19 protein-coding genes and 2 pseudogenes are annotated in these 15,014 nt (G+C 46.4%); 15 read left to right on the plus strand and 6 right to left on the minus strand.

Annotated features, from left to right (window positions below):
- The first annotated feature begins 35 nt into the window (after positions 1-35).
- The 6 genes from moaC (at position 36) to L5L77_RS17985 (ending at position 3,903) form a co-directional block, all read left to right on the plus strand.
- Positions 36-512, plus strand: coding sequence for a cyclic pyranopterin monophosphate synthase MoaC (gene moaC, locus L5L77_RS17960; protein WP_006079755.1), 477 nt, complete (start codon positions 36-38; stop codon positions 510-512).
- A 23-nt stretch (positions 513-535) separates the two neighbouring features.
- A complete protein-coding gene (moaD, locus tag L5L77_RS17965; RefSeq protein ID WP_263223300.1) occupies positions 536-787 on the plus strand; it encodes a molybdopterin synthase sulfur carrier subunit in 252 nt (83 codons plus the stop codon).
- Between the two features lies 1 nt (position 788).
- The gene (moaE, locus tag L5L77_RS17970; RefSeq protein ID WP_263223301.1) at positions 789-1,256 is read left to right on the plus strand and encodes a molybdopterin synthase catalytic subunit MoaE; all 468 of its coding nucleotides are present in this window, start codon (positions 789-791) and stop codon (positions 1,254-1,256) included.
- 79 nt (positions 1,257-1,335) lie between these two features.
- The gene (modA, locus tag L5L77_RS17975; protein ID WP_263223302.1) at positions 1,336-2,139 is read left to right on the plus strand and encodes a molybdate ABC transporter substrate-binding protein; all 804 of its coding nucleotides are present in this window, start codon (positions 1,336-1,338) and stop codon (positions 2,137-2,139) included.
- Positions 2,139-2,819 (plus strand): molybdate ABC transporter permease subunit, encoded by a 681-nt coding sequence (gene modB, locus L5L77_RS17980; protein WP_263223304.1) that lies wholly within the window; start codon positions 2,139-2,141, stop codon positions 2,817-2,819. The genes modA and modB overlap by 1 nt, the downstream gene beginning before the upstream one ends.
- Positions 2,800-3,903 (plus strand): ABC transporter ATP-binding protein, encoded by a 1,104-nt coding sequence (locus L5L77_RS17985; RefSeq protein ID WP_173497784.1) that lies wholly within the window; start codon positions 2,800-2,802, stop codon positions 3,901-3,903. Before modB ends, L5L77_RS17985 begins: the two co-directional genes overlap by 20 nt.
- A 14-nt stretch (positions 3,904-3,917) precedes the next feature.
- Here the strand turns inward: L5L77_RS17985 and L5L77_RS17990 are convergent, their stop codons facing one another.
- The gene (locus tag L5L77_RS17990; RefSeq protein ID WP_263147846.1) at positions 3,918-4,079 is read right to left on the minus strand and encodes a hypothetical protein; all 162 of its coding nucleotides are present in this window, start codon (positions 4,077-4,079) and stop codon (positions 3,918-3,920) included.
- 484 nt (positions 4,080-4,563) lie between these two features.
- Between L5L77_RS17990 and L5L77_RS17995 the strand changes: the two genes are divergently transcribed.
- Genes L5L77_RS17995 through L5L77_RS18010 form a run of 4 tightly spaced genes read left to right on the plus strand, consistent with a single transcriptional unit; the run spans position 4,564 to position 7,855 of the window.
- Complete coding sequence (locus L5L77_RS17995; protein WP_131524044.1) at positions 4,564-5,085, plus strand: hypothetical protein; 522 nt, start codon at positions 4,564-4,566, stop codon at positions 5,083-5,085.
- A 60-nt stretch (positions 5,086-5,145) separates the two neighbouring features.
- The gene (locus L5L77_RS18000) at positions 5,146-5,823 is read left to right on the plus strand and encodes a response regulator transcription factor (protein WP_006079763.1); all 678 of its coding nucleotides are present in this window, start codon (positions 5,146-5,148) and stop codon (positions 5,821-5,823) included.
- Between the two features lie 49 nt (positions 5,824-5,872).
- Entirely contained in the window at positions 5,873-7,129 is a 1,257-nt protein-coding gene (locus tag L5L77_RS18005; RefSeq protein ID WP_263164950.1) for a sensor histidine kinase, read from the plus strand.
- A gap of 33 nt (positions 7,130-7,162) precedes the next feature.
- On the plus strand, positions 7,163-7,855 hold the full coding sequence (locus tag L5L77_RS18010; RefSeq protein WP_263223303.1) for a TIGR01621 family pseudouridine synthase: 693 nt from the start codon (positions 7,163-7,165) through the stop codon (positions 7,853-7,855).
- A gap of 26 nt (positions 7,856-7,881) precedes the next feature.
- Here the strand turns inward: L5L77_RS18010 and L5L77_RS18015 are convergent, their stop codons facing one another.
- The gene (locus L5L77_RS18015; protein WP_263186301.1) at positions 7,882-9,051 is read right to left on the minus strand and encodes a GGDEF domain-containing protein; all 1,170 of its coding nucleotides are present in this window, start codon (positions 9,049-9,051) and stop codon (positions 7,882-7,884) included.
- Positions 9,052-9,310: 259 nt separating this feature from the next.
- On the opposite strand from L5L77_RS18015, the gene L5L77_RS18020 reads away from it, so the two are divergent.
- On the plus strand, positions 9,311-9,478 hold the full coding sequence (locus L5L77_RS18020) for a YqaE/Pmp3 family membrane protein (RefSeq protein WP_006079767.1): 168 nt from the start codon (positions 9,311-9,313) through the stop codon (positions 9,476-9,478).
- A gap of 57 nt (positions 9,479-9,535) precedes the next feature.
- On the opposite strand, the gene L5L77_RS18025 is transcribed toward L5L77_RS18020, so the two are convergent.
- Positions 9,536-10,627: a branched-chain amino acid aminotransferase gene (locus L5L77_RS18025; RefSeq protein WP_263182409.1), complete on the minus strand. Its 1,092-nt coding sequence runs from the start codon at positions 10,625-10,627 to the stop codon at positions 9,536-9,538.
- 330 nt (positions 10,628-10,957) lie between these two features.
- Between L5L77_RS18025 and L5L77_RS18030 the strand changes: the two are divergent.
- Together L5L77_RS18030 and L5L77_RS18035 are read left to right on the plus strand one after the other, a co-directional pair.
- Positions 10,958-11,232, plus strand: a pseudogene (locus L5L77_RS18030) (Rho-binding antiterminator).
- Position 11,233: 1 nt separating this feature from the next.
- Positions 11,234-11,575, plus strand: a complete 342-nt coding sequence (locus tag L5L77_RS18035) for a hypothetical protein (protein ID WP_263186302.1) — start codon at positions 11,234-11,236, stop codon at positions 11,573-11,575.
- Positions 11,576-11,736: 161 nt separating this feature from the next.
- On the opposite strand, the gene L5L77_RS18040 is transcribed toward L5L77_RS18035, so the two are convergent.
- Both L5L77_RS18040 and L5L77_RS18045 read right to left on the minus strand, forming a co-directional pair.
- The gene (locus L5L77_RS18040) at positions 11,737-12,090 is read right to left on the minus strand and encodes a RidA family protein (RefSeq protein WP_173248029.1); all 354 of its coding nucleotides are present in this window, start codon (positions 12,088-12,090) and stop codon (positions 11,737-11,739) included.
- A gap of 81 nt (positions 12,091-12,171) precedes the next feature.
- Entirely contained in the window at positions 12,172-13,665 is a 1,494-nt protein-coding gene (locus tag L5L77_RS18045; protein ID WP_263186303.1) for a Na+/H+ antiporter NhaC family protein, read from the minus strand.
- Between the two features lie 179 nt (positions 13,666-13,844).
- On the opposite strand from L5L77_RS18045, the gene L5L77_RS18050 reads away from it, so the two are divergent.
- Positions 13,845-14,066 (plus strand): cell division protein ZapB, encoded by a 222-nt coding sequence (locus tag L5L77_RS18050; RefSeq protein ID WP_006083484.1) that lies wholly within the window; start codon positions 13,845-13,847, stop codon positions 14,064-14,066.
- Here the strand turns inward: L5L77_RS18050 and L5L77_RS18055 are convergent.
- Positions 14,063-14,272 carry a DUF1107 domain-containing protein gene (locus tag L5L77_RS18055; RefSeq protein ID WP_263186304.1) on the minus strand — a complete coding sequence of 70 codons (210 nt, stop codon included), beginning with the start codon at positions 14,270-14,272 and terminating at the stop codon, positions 14,063-14,065. The genes L5L77_RS18050 and L5L77_RS18055 overlap by 4 nt on opposite strands.
- Before the next feature lie 500 nt (positions 14,273-14,772).
- Between L5L77_RS18055 and L5L77_RS18060 the strand changes: the two are divergent.
- A pseudogene (locus tag L5L77_RS18060) lies at positions 14,773-15,014 on the plus strand (IS3 family transposase); the annotation flags it as partial.

Genomic DNA, 15,014 nt, shown 5'->3' on the forward strand with positions numbered 1-15,014 from the left:
TACCCTGTTTTGACCTCAATTAAAGGATCGCTCCAATGAGCAATGTATTTACTCATATTAATGCCGATGGCAATGCCCATATGGTCGATGTAACTGAAAAAGCCGTTACCGAGCGCGAAGCCCGTGCAGAAGCTTTTATCGAGATGGCGAGCACGACACTCGAGATGATCATGAGTGGTAGCCACCACAAGGGTGATGTGTTTGCGACCGCGCGTATTGCGGGCATTCAAGCCGCGAAAAAAACCTCAGACCTTATCCCTCTCTGCCATCCGCTGATGCTAACGAAAGTTGAAGTCGATTTAGAGGCACAACCTGAACATAACCGCGTGCGTATTACTAGCCTGTGCAAGTTATCCGGCAAAACGGGCGTAGAGATGGAAGCGTTAACTGCAGCTTCAGTGGCGGCGTTAACTATCTATGACATGTGCAAGGCCGTGCAAAAAGATATGGTGATCTCCCAAGTCCGTCTGTTAGAAAAGCGTGGCGGCAAGTCGGGACATTTTAAGGTTTAGCGGATCAAAAACGAGAGAAGACTATGATTAACGTGTTGTTTTTTGCTCAAGTTCGAGAATTGTTGGGCACAGCTAAATTAAGTCTAGAGGCGGGCGAGCAGACACAAACTGCCGAAGCATTACGGGCAACGCTGGCAGCAACCGACGACAAATGGGCCAAAGTATTAACCTCTGACAAATTGCTGGTGGCGGTAAATCAGACCATTAGCCAATGGGATACACCTGTAAACGATGGTGATGAAGTCGCCTTTTTCCCACCGGTTACAGGAGGTTAATATGCGTTTGTTACCCACAGTTCGAGTGCAAGAGGTCGATTTTAGTGTTTCTGACGAATATCGCCAGCTAGCTCAAGATGATAGCGATGGTGCCGTAGTCACTTTTATCGGCAAAGTGCGTGATTTTAACGATGGGGCCGCGGTGACAGACTTAACCTTAGAGCACTATCCTGGCATGACCGAAGCCGTGTTAGAACAAATCGTTACCGAGGCGCGTAGCCGTTGGCCGCTTAATAAAGTGACGGTTATTCATCGTGTCGGTACTATGGCTCTGGGTGAGCAGATTGTGTTTATCGGCGTAACCAGCGCCCATCGCAAAGCTGCTTTTGCTGCCTGTGAATTCTTAATCGACTTTTTAAAAACCAAAGCGCCATTCTGGAAATTAGAAGCGGGCGAGCAAGGTAAAAGTTGGGTTGAAGCGAAAGATGCCGATGAACAGGCGGCTAAGCTATGGCAACACAAAGACTAGTCGCGTGGCTGAGATACTCGTAGTCGCAACGCAGCTTGCCAGTTTAAGACCCGCGCGAATATTGCACTAAGGTGACCCAATGCAGAGTTTGACCCGTTTCTTCCATACCTGTGTTTTTGCATTACTCTGGTGCTTGGCGGTCGTGCCATCGTTCAGTCGAGCGGCGGATAATACAGCGATTCCCGCAATTGCCGCTGCCTCAGATTTACGTTTTGCCCTCGATGATATTAGCCAAAAATTTACCAATGAAACTGGGCTAAAAGTAAAAATATCCTATGGGTCATCGGGTAATTTTGCTACTCAAATCCAAAACGGTGCGCCCTATGAATTATTTTTATCTGCGGATGAAAAATATATTCAGCAATTGCATAGTGCTGGCGTTGCCCGCGATGCCGGCGTTCTTTATGCCCAAGGGCAACTCGCTATTGTTGTACCTAAAACAGGTCGTTTGTCTGTTGATCCTGAACTTAAGGGGTTAGCTGAAGCACTCACTGCAGGAAAAATTACCCGTTTTGCTATTGCTAATCCTGATCACGCTCCCTATGGCGAAAAGGCTAAAGAAGCATTGCAGTTTGTGCAGTTGTGGGATGTGATTCAACCTAAATTGATCCTTGGGGAAAATGTGTCCCAAGCAGGGCAGTTTGCGATTAGTGGTTCAACCCAGGGCGGGATTATTGCGCTCTCTTTAGCTATGTCTCCTACTTTTGCCAAACATAGTGATTACGCCATAGTGCCAGCAAAAATGCATAGCCCACTGTTTCAGCGTATGGCATTAATGGCCAAGGCGAGTGAAACTGCTCAGCATTTTTACGATTATTTAAGAGCCGATAGTGCCCGTCGTGTTTTGGCCGATTATGGTTTTTCATTGCCAGAGCAACCATGATGGATTGGCAGGCACTTTGGTTATCGGTCAAGCTGAGTGGCATCACAGTTTTAGTGTTGATTCCTTTAGCTATTTTGGCTGGACGGGCATTAGCCTATCGTCAATTTGTCGGCAAATCTTGGGTCGAGGCGCTGATCATGGTGCCCTTAGTATTACCGCCAACTGTGATTGGTTATTACTTGCTGGTGGGGCTTGGCTGTCAAAGTTGGCTCGGACAATGGATTGAGCAAGTCATGGGTCAGCAACTCGTGTTTCACTTTTCTGGTCTGGTTATCGCCTCCGTTTTAGTCAATATTCCCTTCGCTGTGCAGCCGATACAACGCGCATTCGAAGCTGTGCCGAATGATGTTCGCGACGCAGCCGCTTGTTGCGGCATGAGTCGACTTAAAATTCTACTTAAAATTGAATTGCCTATGGTGTGGCCGGGTGTGCTAACGGCATTAGTTCTGTGCTTCTCCCATGTGCTTGGGGAGTTTGGCGTTGTGCTGATGATGGGCGGCAATATTGCTGGCGAGACTAAGACGATTTCGATTGCAATTTATGACAGTGTGCAATCATTCGATTTTAATGCTGCTGGCACTATGTCATTAGTCTTATTGCTGTTTGCCGTGACGGCGTTAGCACTAACAACCAGTCTATCGCGGCGTTTAGGAGGTCAGCGTGGCGCAAATCATCGCTGATCTGCAGTGTCAGATCCAAAATCATAAACACATTAAACTCAACGCCGATTTTCGCTGTAAAGCGGGTGAAGTACTTGCTGTGGTAGGGCCGTCTGGCGGTGGAAAAACCACGCTGCTACGGATGATCGCTGGGTTGAATCATCCCGATACGGGACAAATCCACTTTGGCGATCGACCTTGGTTTGATGATAAAGCGCGCATCGCCTTAAGCCCGCAGCAACGCCATATCGGTTATATGCCACAGCATTTTGGACTATTTCCTAACCTTACCGCCCTAGAGAATGTGGTTGCTGGGCTTGATCATATTCCCAAGGCTGAGCGCATACCGCGCGCGAAAGATTGGCTCGAACGGGTCAATCTACAGGGATTACCCGATAGATTACCGGCGCATTTATCGGGCGGCCAGCGCCAGCGCGTTGCGCTTGCCAGAGCGCTTGCCCGCGAACCGTCGGTTTTGTTGCTGGATGAGCCTTTTTCTGCGGTGGACAGGGAAACTCGCGAGCGTTTATACCTTGAACTTGCGCGCCTCAAAGAGCAGTTACTTTGCCCAGTGATAATGGTCACCCACGACTTAAATGAAGCCTTACTGCTGGCTGATTCGATGATTTTGATCAGCCAAGGCAAGATGCTACAGCAAGGTGCACCTTTCGAGGTGTTATCGCGGCCACGAAATGAAGCTGTGGCTAGGCAGATGGGGCTAAGAAATATTTTTGATGGTGAAGTGGTATTTCAAGACAGCACTAAAAATCTCACTTGGCTTAAATTTGGTGAGCAGCTAATTGCCTGCGACTATGGCAAAGATCGCCCTGTGGGAAGTCGAGTCCGTTGGGTTATCCCCAATCAAGGTATTCGTTTTAATTCGATATCCAAAGGGCGTTTATGCCGCAGTTTTAATAAATTAGATGTCACGATCGACGCTATGCTGGTGATGGGCGAATCTGTTCGGCTTATCTGCTACGTCACTGGCACTCCGTTACAACTTAACACTGAAGTCTCGCTGCATTTTGCCCAAAAGCTTGCTCTTACTAAGGGGATGCAAACTACGGTGGCACTCAAATCCGAACAAATTCATATTTTGGAATAGCGTGATATCGTAATTTAATAACGTTTTATACCGAGTAATCCAATCCAAAATGTCCCTTCCAATAGCATGCCTAAGATGATGAACACCAATGCACTGGTGGCGCTGCCATAGGCATAAGCGCTTAATGCTGCTATTAATAACAAGCTTAAGCTTATCCATCGCATGACTGGTTTCATTTTCGCTCCGATTTAAAAATACCGTTACCTGATGCTAAGTTATCTGACTTTAGTCGAGGGCGATTTATTTGCCAATCCCACTTTTTAATGACACAGATAGACTAAAATACCCGCTAAAATTCAATCCTCTTGATTCTAAATGGCGAAATTGAGGGTTATCACTGAAAATGTCATGTTTAAAAATCCCCAGATGATCAAAGCTTAATCTTGTTTCCATCGGCGTTTAAGTTGGTATTAGGTAGACTTAGCACATTAGCCACAAAATGATTGAGTGTTTGGCTTATCAGCGATTTAGGTTCTGTTGACGTTGGATTTCAGATCAATTGATGGCCGAACCAGAGTTAACGCTGACACAGTGTGATGCTATATCCAGTGGTAAATTGTGAGGGATTAGCTTGGAATTGCATACAGGCGCAATAGGTCCATCGACTTCTAACTGATTGTCTCATAAGATACAAACTTAGCTGATTTAAATGGAGGGGCCATGAGACTATGGTTGCTAGGATTCATGTTGGTATCTGGTGTCGCAACGGCGGCTCAGAGCATGTATTCGATGTTTGCGGGTGGAGACTATGTACCGCCGTTGAGCGTTATGCAGCAGATTGAAAAAGGGTTCTCCGGTGTGATTGCCGAATTTCATATGGAAGAGCAAGAGGGTGAATTAGTCTATCAATTTGAGTTGATTAATCCTTTAGCAAACTCTATAACGCGGTTTGAATATCGTGCCCGTGATGGTAAGTTACTGAAACAAAAGGCGAGTAAAGTAAGCGCCGATGATCTGGGTGAGGTTGAGGCAACGCGTATGATCGCGGCAAAAGATCAAACCTTTTCAGGTCTAATCATTAAGGCCACTAAAGATCATAAAGCCTTCTTAACCGAAGCAAAGTTAGACCACGACTTAGGTATCAGTTACTTAGAACTTAAGCTGTTAGACGATACGGGTAAGTTTAAGTTGGCCTTTGATGTCGAAAATTTACGACCGTTACCTTTACTCAAGTGGGATTGAAATATCTAAGTCAATCGAGTGCTCACACGAGTGCTTAAGATTGAGGAGCGCAACATACAGATGAAAATACTTTTAGTTGAAGATGATGCGACGACGATTGATTACATCGTCAAAGGATTTCTTGAGCAGGGCCACAATATCGAAACGGCGAGCGATGGCCATCAAGGCCTGTCACTTGCGACGAGTAGTCAGTACGATCTCGTGATCCTCGACCGCATGTTACCTCAACTCGATGGCTTAAAATTGCTGGCCGCCTTAAGGGCTACGGGTAATCAAACACCAGTGCTGATTTTATCCGCTTTAGCGCACGTCGATGAGCGAGTAAAAGGCTTGCGGGCAGGTGGCGACGACTATATGACTAAGCCGTTTGCTTTCTCCGAGTTATTAGTTCGCGCTGAAAAACTGATGCACCGTGGGCAATCTGTGCCTGTGACAACTGATCTCGTTGTTGGTGGTTTGAAGATGGAGTTACTGACCCGTAATGTCACTTTAGACGGGCAGGAGTTGATGCTACAGCCAAAAGAGTTCCAGTTACTTAAGTATCTGATGGAACATGCTAATCAAGTTATTAGCCGCACCTTATTGTTCGAAGCAGTGTGGGATTATCACTTCGATCCGCGCACGAACGTCATCGATGTGCATATCGCAAAATTACGCCGTAAATTTGAAGAGTTAGGCCATGGCGAGCTTATCGAAACCGTGAGGGGAGCGGGTTATCGCTTACGACAAAGGCATTAAGCCTTACCAAAGCAGCGCCTGGCGCATCACAATCGTTTTTTCGACCTTAGTGATAGTGATCATCGGGGCGTTGCTATTTGCCCTCTATCGGCAGTTGATCATCGAGCAGCAGTATCAAGTGACTCAATATTTAGAGTCAGAGACCCAACGTTATCAGCAACTTGCCCTAACGGTTGATCGCCGTAGTTTTGCCGCTCAAATCCGCGCCGCCGATCCACAAACGGCCCTGATCGCTTGGCGTAATAGCTACGATATGGTCGGTGCCTTGAGCTTTATGCCCGAAGGCATGCCCATGCTGCCGCAAACGCGGGATTTTCCTATCTTAACCGGTGGCCCGGATAAGCTGCATATTCTTACTGGCGGCCTAGTGATGACCCGCTACGGCCCAGTGTTGATTGCGACCCGTACCGATAACTTAGCGACGTTAATTGATAAGTTTATCAGTGCCGCCGCGACGGCTGTCATGCTTACCGTAGTGTTGACTTTAGCGCTCGGCTATCTGTTTTCTAAGGCGATTTTACGTCGATTAGTGCAATACAACCGCTTGAGTGAACAGATTGAACGCGGTCACTATGACACCCGCTTACCCTTGAGTTGGCGTCAGGATGAGTTCGATATGTTGGCGCTGCAGTTTAATAATGTGCTGGATATTCTCGAAAATAACCTGATGGCAGTGCGTGGTGCGACCGATAATATCGCCCATGATTTACGTACTCCACTGTCACATATCCGTATTGGTATTGAAGAGTTAGCGAGTAAGTCGAGCAATGAGATTAGCGAAGGTTGCGCCATTTTGACCGAGGAGCTCGATCATTGTTTAGCGACGTTTGATGCCATGTTGTCGCTCACGCGTATCGAAGAAGGTCAGCAGACACTCGATTTGCAGGAGTTAAGCCTAGCGCAACTGTGTACTGACTTATTGGATATGGCCGATGCTGTGGCTGAATCTAACGAGCAAACCTTGAGTTTATCGTTACTGACAGATCATAAGGTTTTTGGTGATAAATACTTATTATTCCAAGCTTTATATAATCTTGTCGATAATGCGATGAAGTATTCTGGCCAAGGTGCGCGGATTGAGATTATTCAGTCAGGCCCACAAATTCAGATCCGTGATAATGGCCCTGGTATTCCAGATGAGAGTAAAGAAAGAGTGTTCGAACGTTTAGTGCGCCTCGACCCTAGCCGGCATTTACAGGGCACTGGTTTAGGATTATCTATGGTCAAAGCGATTCTCTCACGGCACAATGCCAAAATTAATCTCACGGATAATCATCCCGGCTTAGTCGTCACTATTCAGTTTTAAGTCGATGATCCGCATTACAACGTCGAGTACTCCATGTATCGAATCATAGCCGATGAGGCTGATTTTATTGTTATTTCCAAATCAGCCAAAGTGCATTTCCACAGTCAGAATGGGACTGCAGGCGTGGTGGCGCAGGCTGAGCAAGATTTAGGGATTAAGCTTTTTGCTGTTCATCGACTCGATACACCCACGTCCGGTCTGTTGATTCTGGCTAAGAGCGCGGTCGCCGCCAAGCAATTTACTGAGCTGTTTACCGCTCATAAAGTGCAGAAATATTACCTCGCCCTCGCGAAAGGCAAGCCGAAGAAGAAGCAAGGCTGGGTGATTGGTGACATGGCAAAGTCGCGTCGTAGCATGTTTAAGTTACTGCGGACTAAAGAGAATCCAGCGATTACGCAGTTTTTCTCCTTGAGTGTTGGTGAGGGGTTGCGTTTATATTTGCTTAAACCCCACTCAGGTAAAACCCATCAATTAAGAGTTGCCTTGGCGAGTTTAGGTGTACCCATTTTAGGGGATGATTTATACGGCGGTGAGGCAGATGATCGGTGTTATCTGCATGCCTATTGTCTGCATTTTCGCTATGGTGATGACGTGACAGGTTGGCATGATTACGCTTATCGGGATTTGCCGACTCAAGGTGAGCATTTTGGTGCAGAAGGTGTCACTGAGGCGCTAGTTTCATGGCGTGAGCCCGATACTTTGGCTTGGCCTGCGAAAGGAGATTAATCTTTGCAGCGTTATGTTGCGAAAGCCTAGCAAGCTTGGCAAATACGGTCTCTGCCCTCAGATTTTGCGCGGTACATAGCTTGGTCTGCTTGAATGAGTAGTTTGTCAGGTTGGCATCCTTGATAAATCGTGGCGTAACCTAAACTGGCATGGATTTTAATCGTAACACCTTGCCAGATAAATGAATTGTCCTTAAGTACTTGATGTAATTTCTCGGCGACGACTCTAGCCGCGGGTGCATCAGTCGCGGGTAAAATCACCAGAAACTCCTCTCCACCGTGACGACATAGGGCGTCATTTTCTCGCAATACCGATCCAAACAGTCTCGCCGCCGTCAGCAGGGCGAGATCGCCCGCATCGTGCCCATATTGATCGTTGATATCTTTAAAATGATCAAGATCCAATAAAATCATACTGTAAGGTACTTTATCCCGCAGCCAGCGTTGATGGATATTGTTTAAAAACTTATGCATAGCACGGCGATTCCACAGGCCTGTGAGTTGGTCTCGCTCCGCTAACAGGCGGATTTTACTGACAAGCCGAGTCATGGCATTACCTATCATCACGATATTGATCAATAGGGCCAGAAATACATAGAACCAAAGCACAGGTATGGCTTCTTGCGTGTGCATGGCGATAAACATCGAACTTTCTTCGGGAGAGAGTAAGGCGATAAAGATACGAATGATAAAAATACCCACCATGGCGACTAAGGGCATGACCATAGCGATGGCAACTCGATTTCCCGTATCGCGTTTGATGGCAAGATAGTTATCTCGAGTTAACATGGCGAAAATGAGCGCGGCGCAGGCTGAGAATACGATGGCCAAAATGCGTTCGGAGCTGAAATTAGGTGGAACCAAGAGCATCACACCAGCGGTGAGTGCTAAAAGAATAAGATCCGATTTTACGCTGGGCTTGAGTCTGAAAAGCGCCTTCGTTCCCCAACGCGCTAGAATGAAGCCAAATAAAATCGCCATATCCGAGCAGAACCAAAAAAAGTAACTGGAGGCTTCGGTGCGTTGGCTGTTGAGTATGATGCCAAGGAGGACGAACAAGTTCGCCAGAGAAAAGCGCATACTGGCTTGAGTGGCAATTTTTAAAGGTTGTGCAATGAGTCCCCATGCGACGGCAGCCGTGCTAGTCAGCAGGCAAATAAACTTGATGAGTAATAGGGCTTGGGGATCAAATATCATTCTTTTACTTCATATTTTTCTTTAACTATAGATGCTTTTAGGGATTTTCGGTTGGAGTTTACTGGATATCTTAGTCTACTCTGGACAGATAATGGGTTGAATATCCTTTTTCATTTTAGGGAATGGTAAGGGCCTTCATTTAGGCTGCGGCTGGGATTATTTACGCCTTGCAAACTAAAAGGTTTGCAAATTCTGAGTCTTCCTGCGAAGTTAGATCTTGTTGATTTGCCTACAATCTCCGTTTTGAGGATGTTCTGTTATGGATACAAATAAACTACTTTTAGTCATTATTGCGATTTTATTGCCCCCAGTTGCTGTATTTTTGAAGGCGGGAGCGGGTAAAGATCTGCTAATAAACATAGTGTTATGTTTACTGTTCTGGTTCCCTGGTTTATTACACGCACTCTGGGTCGTGACCAAGGCATAATTTGCCTTGAAATATAAAAAAGGCTCCTAGGAGCCTTTAAACATCATCACAAATTCCTTACTTTGCTAAACGTTCAACACGCTTAACCCAGCCTTCAGGACCTTTAATATGGCCCTTTTGGATTTCGGTATACAGTTTATAGATACGCTGAACATGCTCGCCCACTTCACCATTACCGACAGTGACAACATGGCCATCTTCAAAAATGTAGGAGCCCACAGCAGAAACCACGGCCGCCGTCCCAAAACCACCCGCCTCAATAATTTCACCAGATTTAATATCAGCGATAAATTTATCAAGCATGACAGTCTCTTGGCGCACTTCACAACCGAGCATCTCACCCAATTCCATAATGGATTGCGAGGTGATCGACTTCAAAATAGTATCTGTGAAGGTTGGAATAATCACAGTGCCATCTTTCAGAATGTGGAAATGGTTCATCGCGCCCGCTTCTTCAATCTGTTGATTGGTCGAATCGAGATATAACACTTGCGATGCACCAAAGGCTGCCGCAGCTTTACCCGCACGCAACGAAGCCGCATAGTTACCCGCGGCTTTTGAGGCGCCAGTGCCACCCGATACAGCACGATGGAAAGTTTTGCTGATCAGCAAGCGTATACCTTTGTTCACGCCAGCCGCGTAATAAGCGCCACTTGGGCTTAACACCACACAGAAGGTATAACGCGAACTTGGGCTCACAGAGAGGCGGTCTTCGGTCGCAAAAATAAAGGGACGAATATACAGACACGCGCCTTCTTGCATCGGGAACCAGAGGCGATCGACATCGATCAACGCATTGATCGCATCCATCTGCATTTGTTCATCGATATTAGGAATACAGACGATATCGGCGGAGCGATTCATCCGCTCGGCATTCTTATTAATACGGAAAGTATAAATCTCGCCGTCTTCATGCATAAAGGCTTTAGCGCCTTCGAAGATCGACTGGCCATAATGCAACGCCATTGCACCCGGAGCCATTTCAAATGGTCCATAAGGAACGATGCGCGGATCGCACCATTGTCCATCATGATAATCCATCAAAAACATATGATCGGTTCTGAGGCTACCAAAGCCCACATTCCCCTCGGGCTTGAATTGCTCAGTACGGCGCTCGGACGCAGGTTTTAAATTGTAAGTTATTTCCATCGCATACCACCTTGATTACTGAACAAGCAGACTAGGGAGCGACAGGAATAAAGTCAAGAGGGGCGCGCATATCTATACCCAAACAACCTGAAGATGCAGAATTCAGCGGCTGATTTTAATGATTAAGCAACACACTTTAGGCAAGGCCATTTATTGCTCCTGCATAAATGGCATTCACGCCATTCATGGCGATTGCGGTTATTTGCAGACCTAGCGGGCTAAGTTAAAAATAACCAACACGGCCTCAGAGACAGGATAAAACAATCCACAATAATGCCAATGGCAAGTATTTTTGCCACAATAGGGTCGAACTCCCAATGAGATGATTCTATGTCAGATTATAAAATGATCCCTTGCGCCCATTACGACTATCTCGAACTCGCCTGTCTGCGTAGTTATCAACTCAACATTGAGCTTATTGATGGCACCCAGTGCCAAGGTCAAGCCATCACCACGCAGACAAGAGCCGACAAAACAGAGTGGCTTATCATCCAACTGCAACAAACTAAACAATCCCTTAGACTCGACCATATCGCCGCCATCACCCCCTCGAGCCTAATGCTGAATTTGGTCGAGTACTCATTGCGGCCAAGCAAAGGATATAACATGGCAACTATGATTTTATCGGTTGATATCGGTCACTGGATCGGTGGGCATAACGGCCAATACCCCCATCTCATTGAATTTGATATGGCGCATCTGGATAGACCCTTTCAGGTCAGCGAAGGTTGGGGGCATGGTTTAGGAGGCTTCGCTTACTCACTCGCACAATTTGTCGAAACGCCTTATTTCCTCAAACTCAAAACCGAGGCTCCTTGGGCGTTTGCCATTATCGAACAAGGCCTAGCCCAACAAGATATTGAGACTATCGCCAGCGCACTCTCAGAACAATATGGGGATCATCCGCCGCTTGTCCCTGCACATTTAATTGAAGACTTATTAGGTTAAAGCTAAAGGGTTTTGTTAGAAGAGAGTGGCGTGCTGAACAATACAGGTTTAGTTAGCGAGGTGTATTGCGGAAAAGCTTCACCGAGTCATGACACTCGGTGACAGGATTCGAAATAGGGATCGAAACAGGCTTCTAAACGGGACGAAAAATAGCTTAGCGCTTAAACCGCAACCGCCGCAATCACTGAGACTTCAACCAAATATTCTGGCTCGGCAATAGCGGCTTGCACACAAGCACGGGCTGGCGCATGACCTTTAGGCACCCAAGCATCCCATACCGCATTCATCGCATCATAATCACCCATATCTTTCAGATAAATAGTCGCTGACAGTAAATGCTCACGCGAACTTCCCGCCTGCGCTAACAAGGTATCGACCTCCTCAAGCATAGTGACAGTTTGCTCGGTGATGCCTTGATACTTGTCCTTCGCCACTTGACCACACAGATACACAGTACCTTGATGGATCACTATACTGCTCATACGGGTACCTACATCTAAACGGGTAATACTCATATTGATAATCTCTTAAATCAGATGCACTTAAATAAATGGCTCAGCAAGAACCGAATCGGCCATTTTAGCGATAAACTGGCTTTATGTCTGCGCCACGAATCTGGGCAAAGGTGAATAAAAACGTGCCATCAAGACAAATAATCCTAGACTACAGCTCACTACGGCCAGCCACACTAACGGCGTCGCCACGGCTAAATTGACTAATTGAAATCCGACTAATGCTGAGCATGCCGCGATCAAAGCAAAGGGCAACTGAGTCACCACATGGTCATGGGGCGCGCAACCTGAGCTGGTCGCACTGAGCACGCTGGTATCTGAAATGGGCGAGCAGTGGTCGCCAAAAACCGACCCCGCCATCACAGCGCTCAGTACAGGTAACAACAAATGAGGATCCAAGTTATGGGCAATCTCTGCGCCAATAGGGATCATAATTGCAAATGTTCCCCAGCTTGAACCCGTCGCAAAAGCCATTATCGCGCAGAGTAAAAACATTCCCGCTACCAGCAGGTGCGGAGAAAGATAAGCCTTAGCCCAAGCAGCCAACAATTTAGCGACGCCAAGATCTTGGATCACAGCGCCAATCATCCAAGTGCAGAGTAAAATCGCAATGGCGAAGGCGATCATGCGAACTCCGTGGCTCAAATCCCCCACTAATGCCGTTAAACGTCGCCCAGACAAGCCTAACATGGCAAGAGTGACTAAGGTTGCCAACAAACAAGCATCGCGCATAGAAGCGCCAATATCAGCCTTAGCAAGCCAGAGTGACACATCCCAAGAAGAGACCTGCTGAGCCCCAGACCACAAAGTTAATCCCACTGAAGCAGACAGCAGAGTCAGCATAGGGATTGCGAGCAGCCAAGGATTTCCCTTAACCTCGACCGTATTGGAGGATTCCACAGCAGTAGCAGCAACAAAAGAGTGAAAACCTACGCCATACCAAGCGACGAGCACGGACAAGCCTAAGGTCACTATGGCATAAAAGTTAAATAAGGCCACCTCAATAAAGGCTTCCAACGGCGACACGGGCAAAAAGCTGATCCCCGCGATAAGCGCCATCACATAGGGGCCCCAACTGGAGAAAGGCAATAGCGCGCATAAAGGCGAAGCATTGGAATCAACTAAATAGGCGAGCTGCTCATGGCGAATACCATAACGCTGGCTGAGCGGCTGACACACATGGCCGACAGCAAGACAACTGAAAATCCCATCGATAAACACTAACCAACCAAGAAATACGACCCCAAGACGCGCCTGACGTTCAGTACGAATACGGCTATATAGCCAATCGCCAAACTGACCCACGGCACCACCACGTGCTAACAATTGCGTCATGCTACCGAGCAGTAACATGGCGAACAACACATTGAGATGCCACGATTGCCAAGCACCTTGGGCATAAAATTGTTTTGCACCGATATCAAGCAAATACAACCCAGTTTGCAGAGGATCAAATTGGGCGATTAATAGGGCACCAGAGACAATACCTACGCCTAACGCCACCAGCGTGCGACGTAAAAATAGGGCTAAGGTTAAGGTCAACAGTAGCGGGAGTATGGCGAGCAAACTAGGCGACATGGACCATTCCGATAAAAAATAAAACCAAGAATACTAACGAGTTAATAACAAATGCAAAAAAACTTAATTTAGAACCCAGTAATAGGGCATTTTTTAACCAAACGGCAAGAATCGCTATTCCTTAAGTTCTAGGCACTGCTAGAATCACAGTCCCATCCAGAAACCATAGGACTCTCCAGATGAGCCTTGAATTACTGTCCAAACTGGAAACCAAAATCCAGGCTGCACTCGAAACTATCGAGCTTCTAAAAATGGAGCTTGAAGAAGAGAAGCAAAAAGCGTCTACGCTGAGTGAGCACAATCAACAATTGAATGCGCAAAACCAGCAACTACAAGAAGAACTCACTTCTTGGAACGAAAAAGTGACTGGCCTTGTTGGCTTGTTAAACAGCGAAATCTAAACTGCATTAGTTTGATGCTGCGCTTCGATCAGTTCGTTCAATTCTAAAATAGCCTGCTTCACTTTTGGCAGGCTTTTTCTTGGCAGTAAAAACCGTCCCTTCTCAAATTCCAATCGTCCTAAATCTTTAACCCAAATAACACCAGTGAGAAAAATACGCGCGTGCTTAACGATAAGCTTAGGTGCGTAGACAGGAAAAACTCTCATATGACCACCTACAAGCATTCTTGTTGTTATTGATTACAGTTGTTTGACAGAAGCTTTGCCACTTGAGTTTCATCGTTAGAGTGGTATTTTTCATCTTTTATCGCCAAAAATACTTAATCGTTTGATTTAGTTAAACTATGAATATGTCACCCTGTGAGCAAAAAATAAGATCGCCATAATAATGTCACTTGCCAATTTTTTGACACTCTGCTAAATTATTAGCGTTACTCAGGGTAAAAATGAGTCCTCTGGCTCAAGTCCGTACTTTCTTTTACAAGAAGTACGGTTTTTTTTGCCCATTTTTTGCCTCGTCTTTATTCAATAAGTTCAAACGACTAGCCTATAGAGGCCTTACTCAGTACGTTAAGATCCCTATCAAAGCTTTATTTGCCTTGTTGTTGCCAACCGCCCAATAAAAAAGAGCCCTTAGGCTCTTTTTAAATGCAATTGACCCGCCCTAAATAGCGTTGACACTTTTCAAACTCATTTTGGAGAGTGTGATGACTTCAACAATTAAACGAACTCAACGTGATTATTCCCTCGCTTTTAAATTGGCCGTTGTCGACCAAGTTGAAAAAGGCGAGCTGACCTATAAGCAGGCCCAAGACAAGTACGGTATTCAAGGTTGTTCCACCGTGTTAGTTTGGCTTCGCAAACATGGAAAACTGGATTGGTCCCAAGGGACACCGTCTACATCAATGCGAGGACAGTTGATGACTGAGCCCACCACACTGACCCCTGA

The organism is Shewanella sp. SM29 (assembly GCF_025654245.1).
Taxonomy (GTDB): Bacteria; Pseudomonadota; Gammaproteobacteria; order Enterobacterales; family Shewanellaceae; genus Shewanella; species Shewanella oncorhynchi.

What these genes read in the sequence shown, in the direction of transcription:
- moaC (WP_006079755.1), top strand. Translation starts at nt 36, where the DNA reads ATGAGCAATGTATTTACTCATATTAATGCCGATGGCAATGCCCATATG.
- moaD (WP_263223300.1), top strand. Translation starts at nt 536, where the DNA reads ATGATTAACGTGTTGTTTTTTGCTCAAGTTCGAGAATTGTTGGGCACA.
- moaE (WP_263223301.1), top strand. Translation starts at nt 789, where the DNA reads ATGCGTTTGTTACCCACAGTTCGAGTGCAAGAGGTCGATTTTAGTGTT.
- modA (WP_263223302.1), top strand. Translation starts at nt 1,336, where the DNA reads ATGCAGAGTTTGACCCGTTTCTTCCATACCTGTGTTTTTGCATTACTC.
- modB (WP_263223304.1), top strand. Translation starts at nt 2,139, where the DNA reads ATGGATTGGCAGGCACTTTGGTTATCGGTCAAGCTGAGTGGCATCACA.
- L5L77_RS17990 (WP_263147846.1), bottom strand. Translation starts at nt 4,079, where the DNA reads ATGAAACCAGTCATGCGATGGATAAGCTTAAGCTTGTTATTAATAGCA.
- L5L77_RS17995 (WP_131524044.1), top strand. Translation starts at nt 4,564, where the DNA reads ATGAGACTATGGTTGCTAGGATTCATGTTGGTATCTGGTGTCGCAACG.
- L5L77_RS18000 (WP_006079763.1), top strand. Translation starts at nt 5,146, where the DNA reads ATGAAAATACTTTTAGTTGAAGATGATGCGACGACGATTGATTACATC.
- L5L77_RS18010 (WP_263223303.1), top strand. Translation starts at nt 7,163, where the DNA reads ATGTATCGAATCATAGCCGATGAGGCTGATTTTATTGTTATTTCCAAA.
- L5L77_RS18015 (WP_263186301.1), bottom strand. Translation starts at nt 9,051, where the DNA reads ATGATATTTGATCCCCAAGCCCTATTACTCATCAAGTTTATTTGCCTG.
- L5L77_RS18020 (WP_006079767.1), top strand. Translation starts at nt 9,311, where the DNA reads ATGGATACAAATAAACTACTTTTAGTCATTATTGCGATTTTATTGCCC.
- L5L77_RS18025 (WP_263182409.1), bottom strand. Translation starts at nt 10,627, where the DNA reads ATGGAAATAACTTACAATTTAAAACCTGCGTCCGAGCGCCGTACTGAG.
- L5L77_RS18035 (WP_263186302.1), top strand. Translation starts at nt 11,234, where the DNA reads ATGGCAACTATGATTTTATCGGTTGATATCGGTCACTGGATCGGTGGG.
- L5L77_RS18040 (WP_173248029.1), bottom strand. Translation starts at nt 12,090, where the DNA reads ATGAGTATTACCCGTTTAGATGTAGGTACCCGTATGAGCAGTATAGTG.
- L5L77_RS18045 (WP_263186303.1), bottom strand. Translation starts at nt 13,665, where the DNA reads ATGTCGCCTAGTTTGCTCGCCATACTCCCGCTACTGTTGACCTTAACC.
- L5L77_RS18050 (WP_006083484.1), top strand. Translation starts at nt 13,845, where the DNA reads ATGAGCCTTGAATTACTGTCCAAACTGGAAACCAAAATCCAGGCTGCA.
- L5L77_RS18055 (WP_263186304.1), bottom strand. Translation starts at nt 14,272, where the DNA reads ATGAGAGTTTTTCCTGTCTACGCACCTAAGCTTATCGTTAAGCACGCG.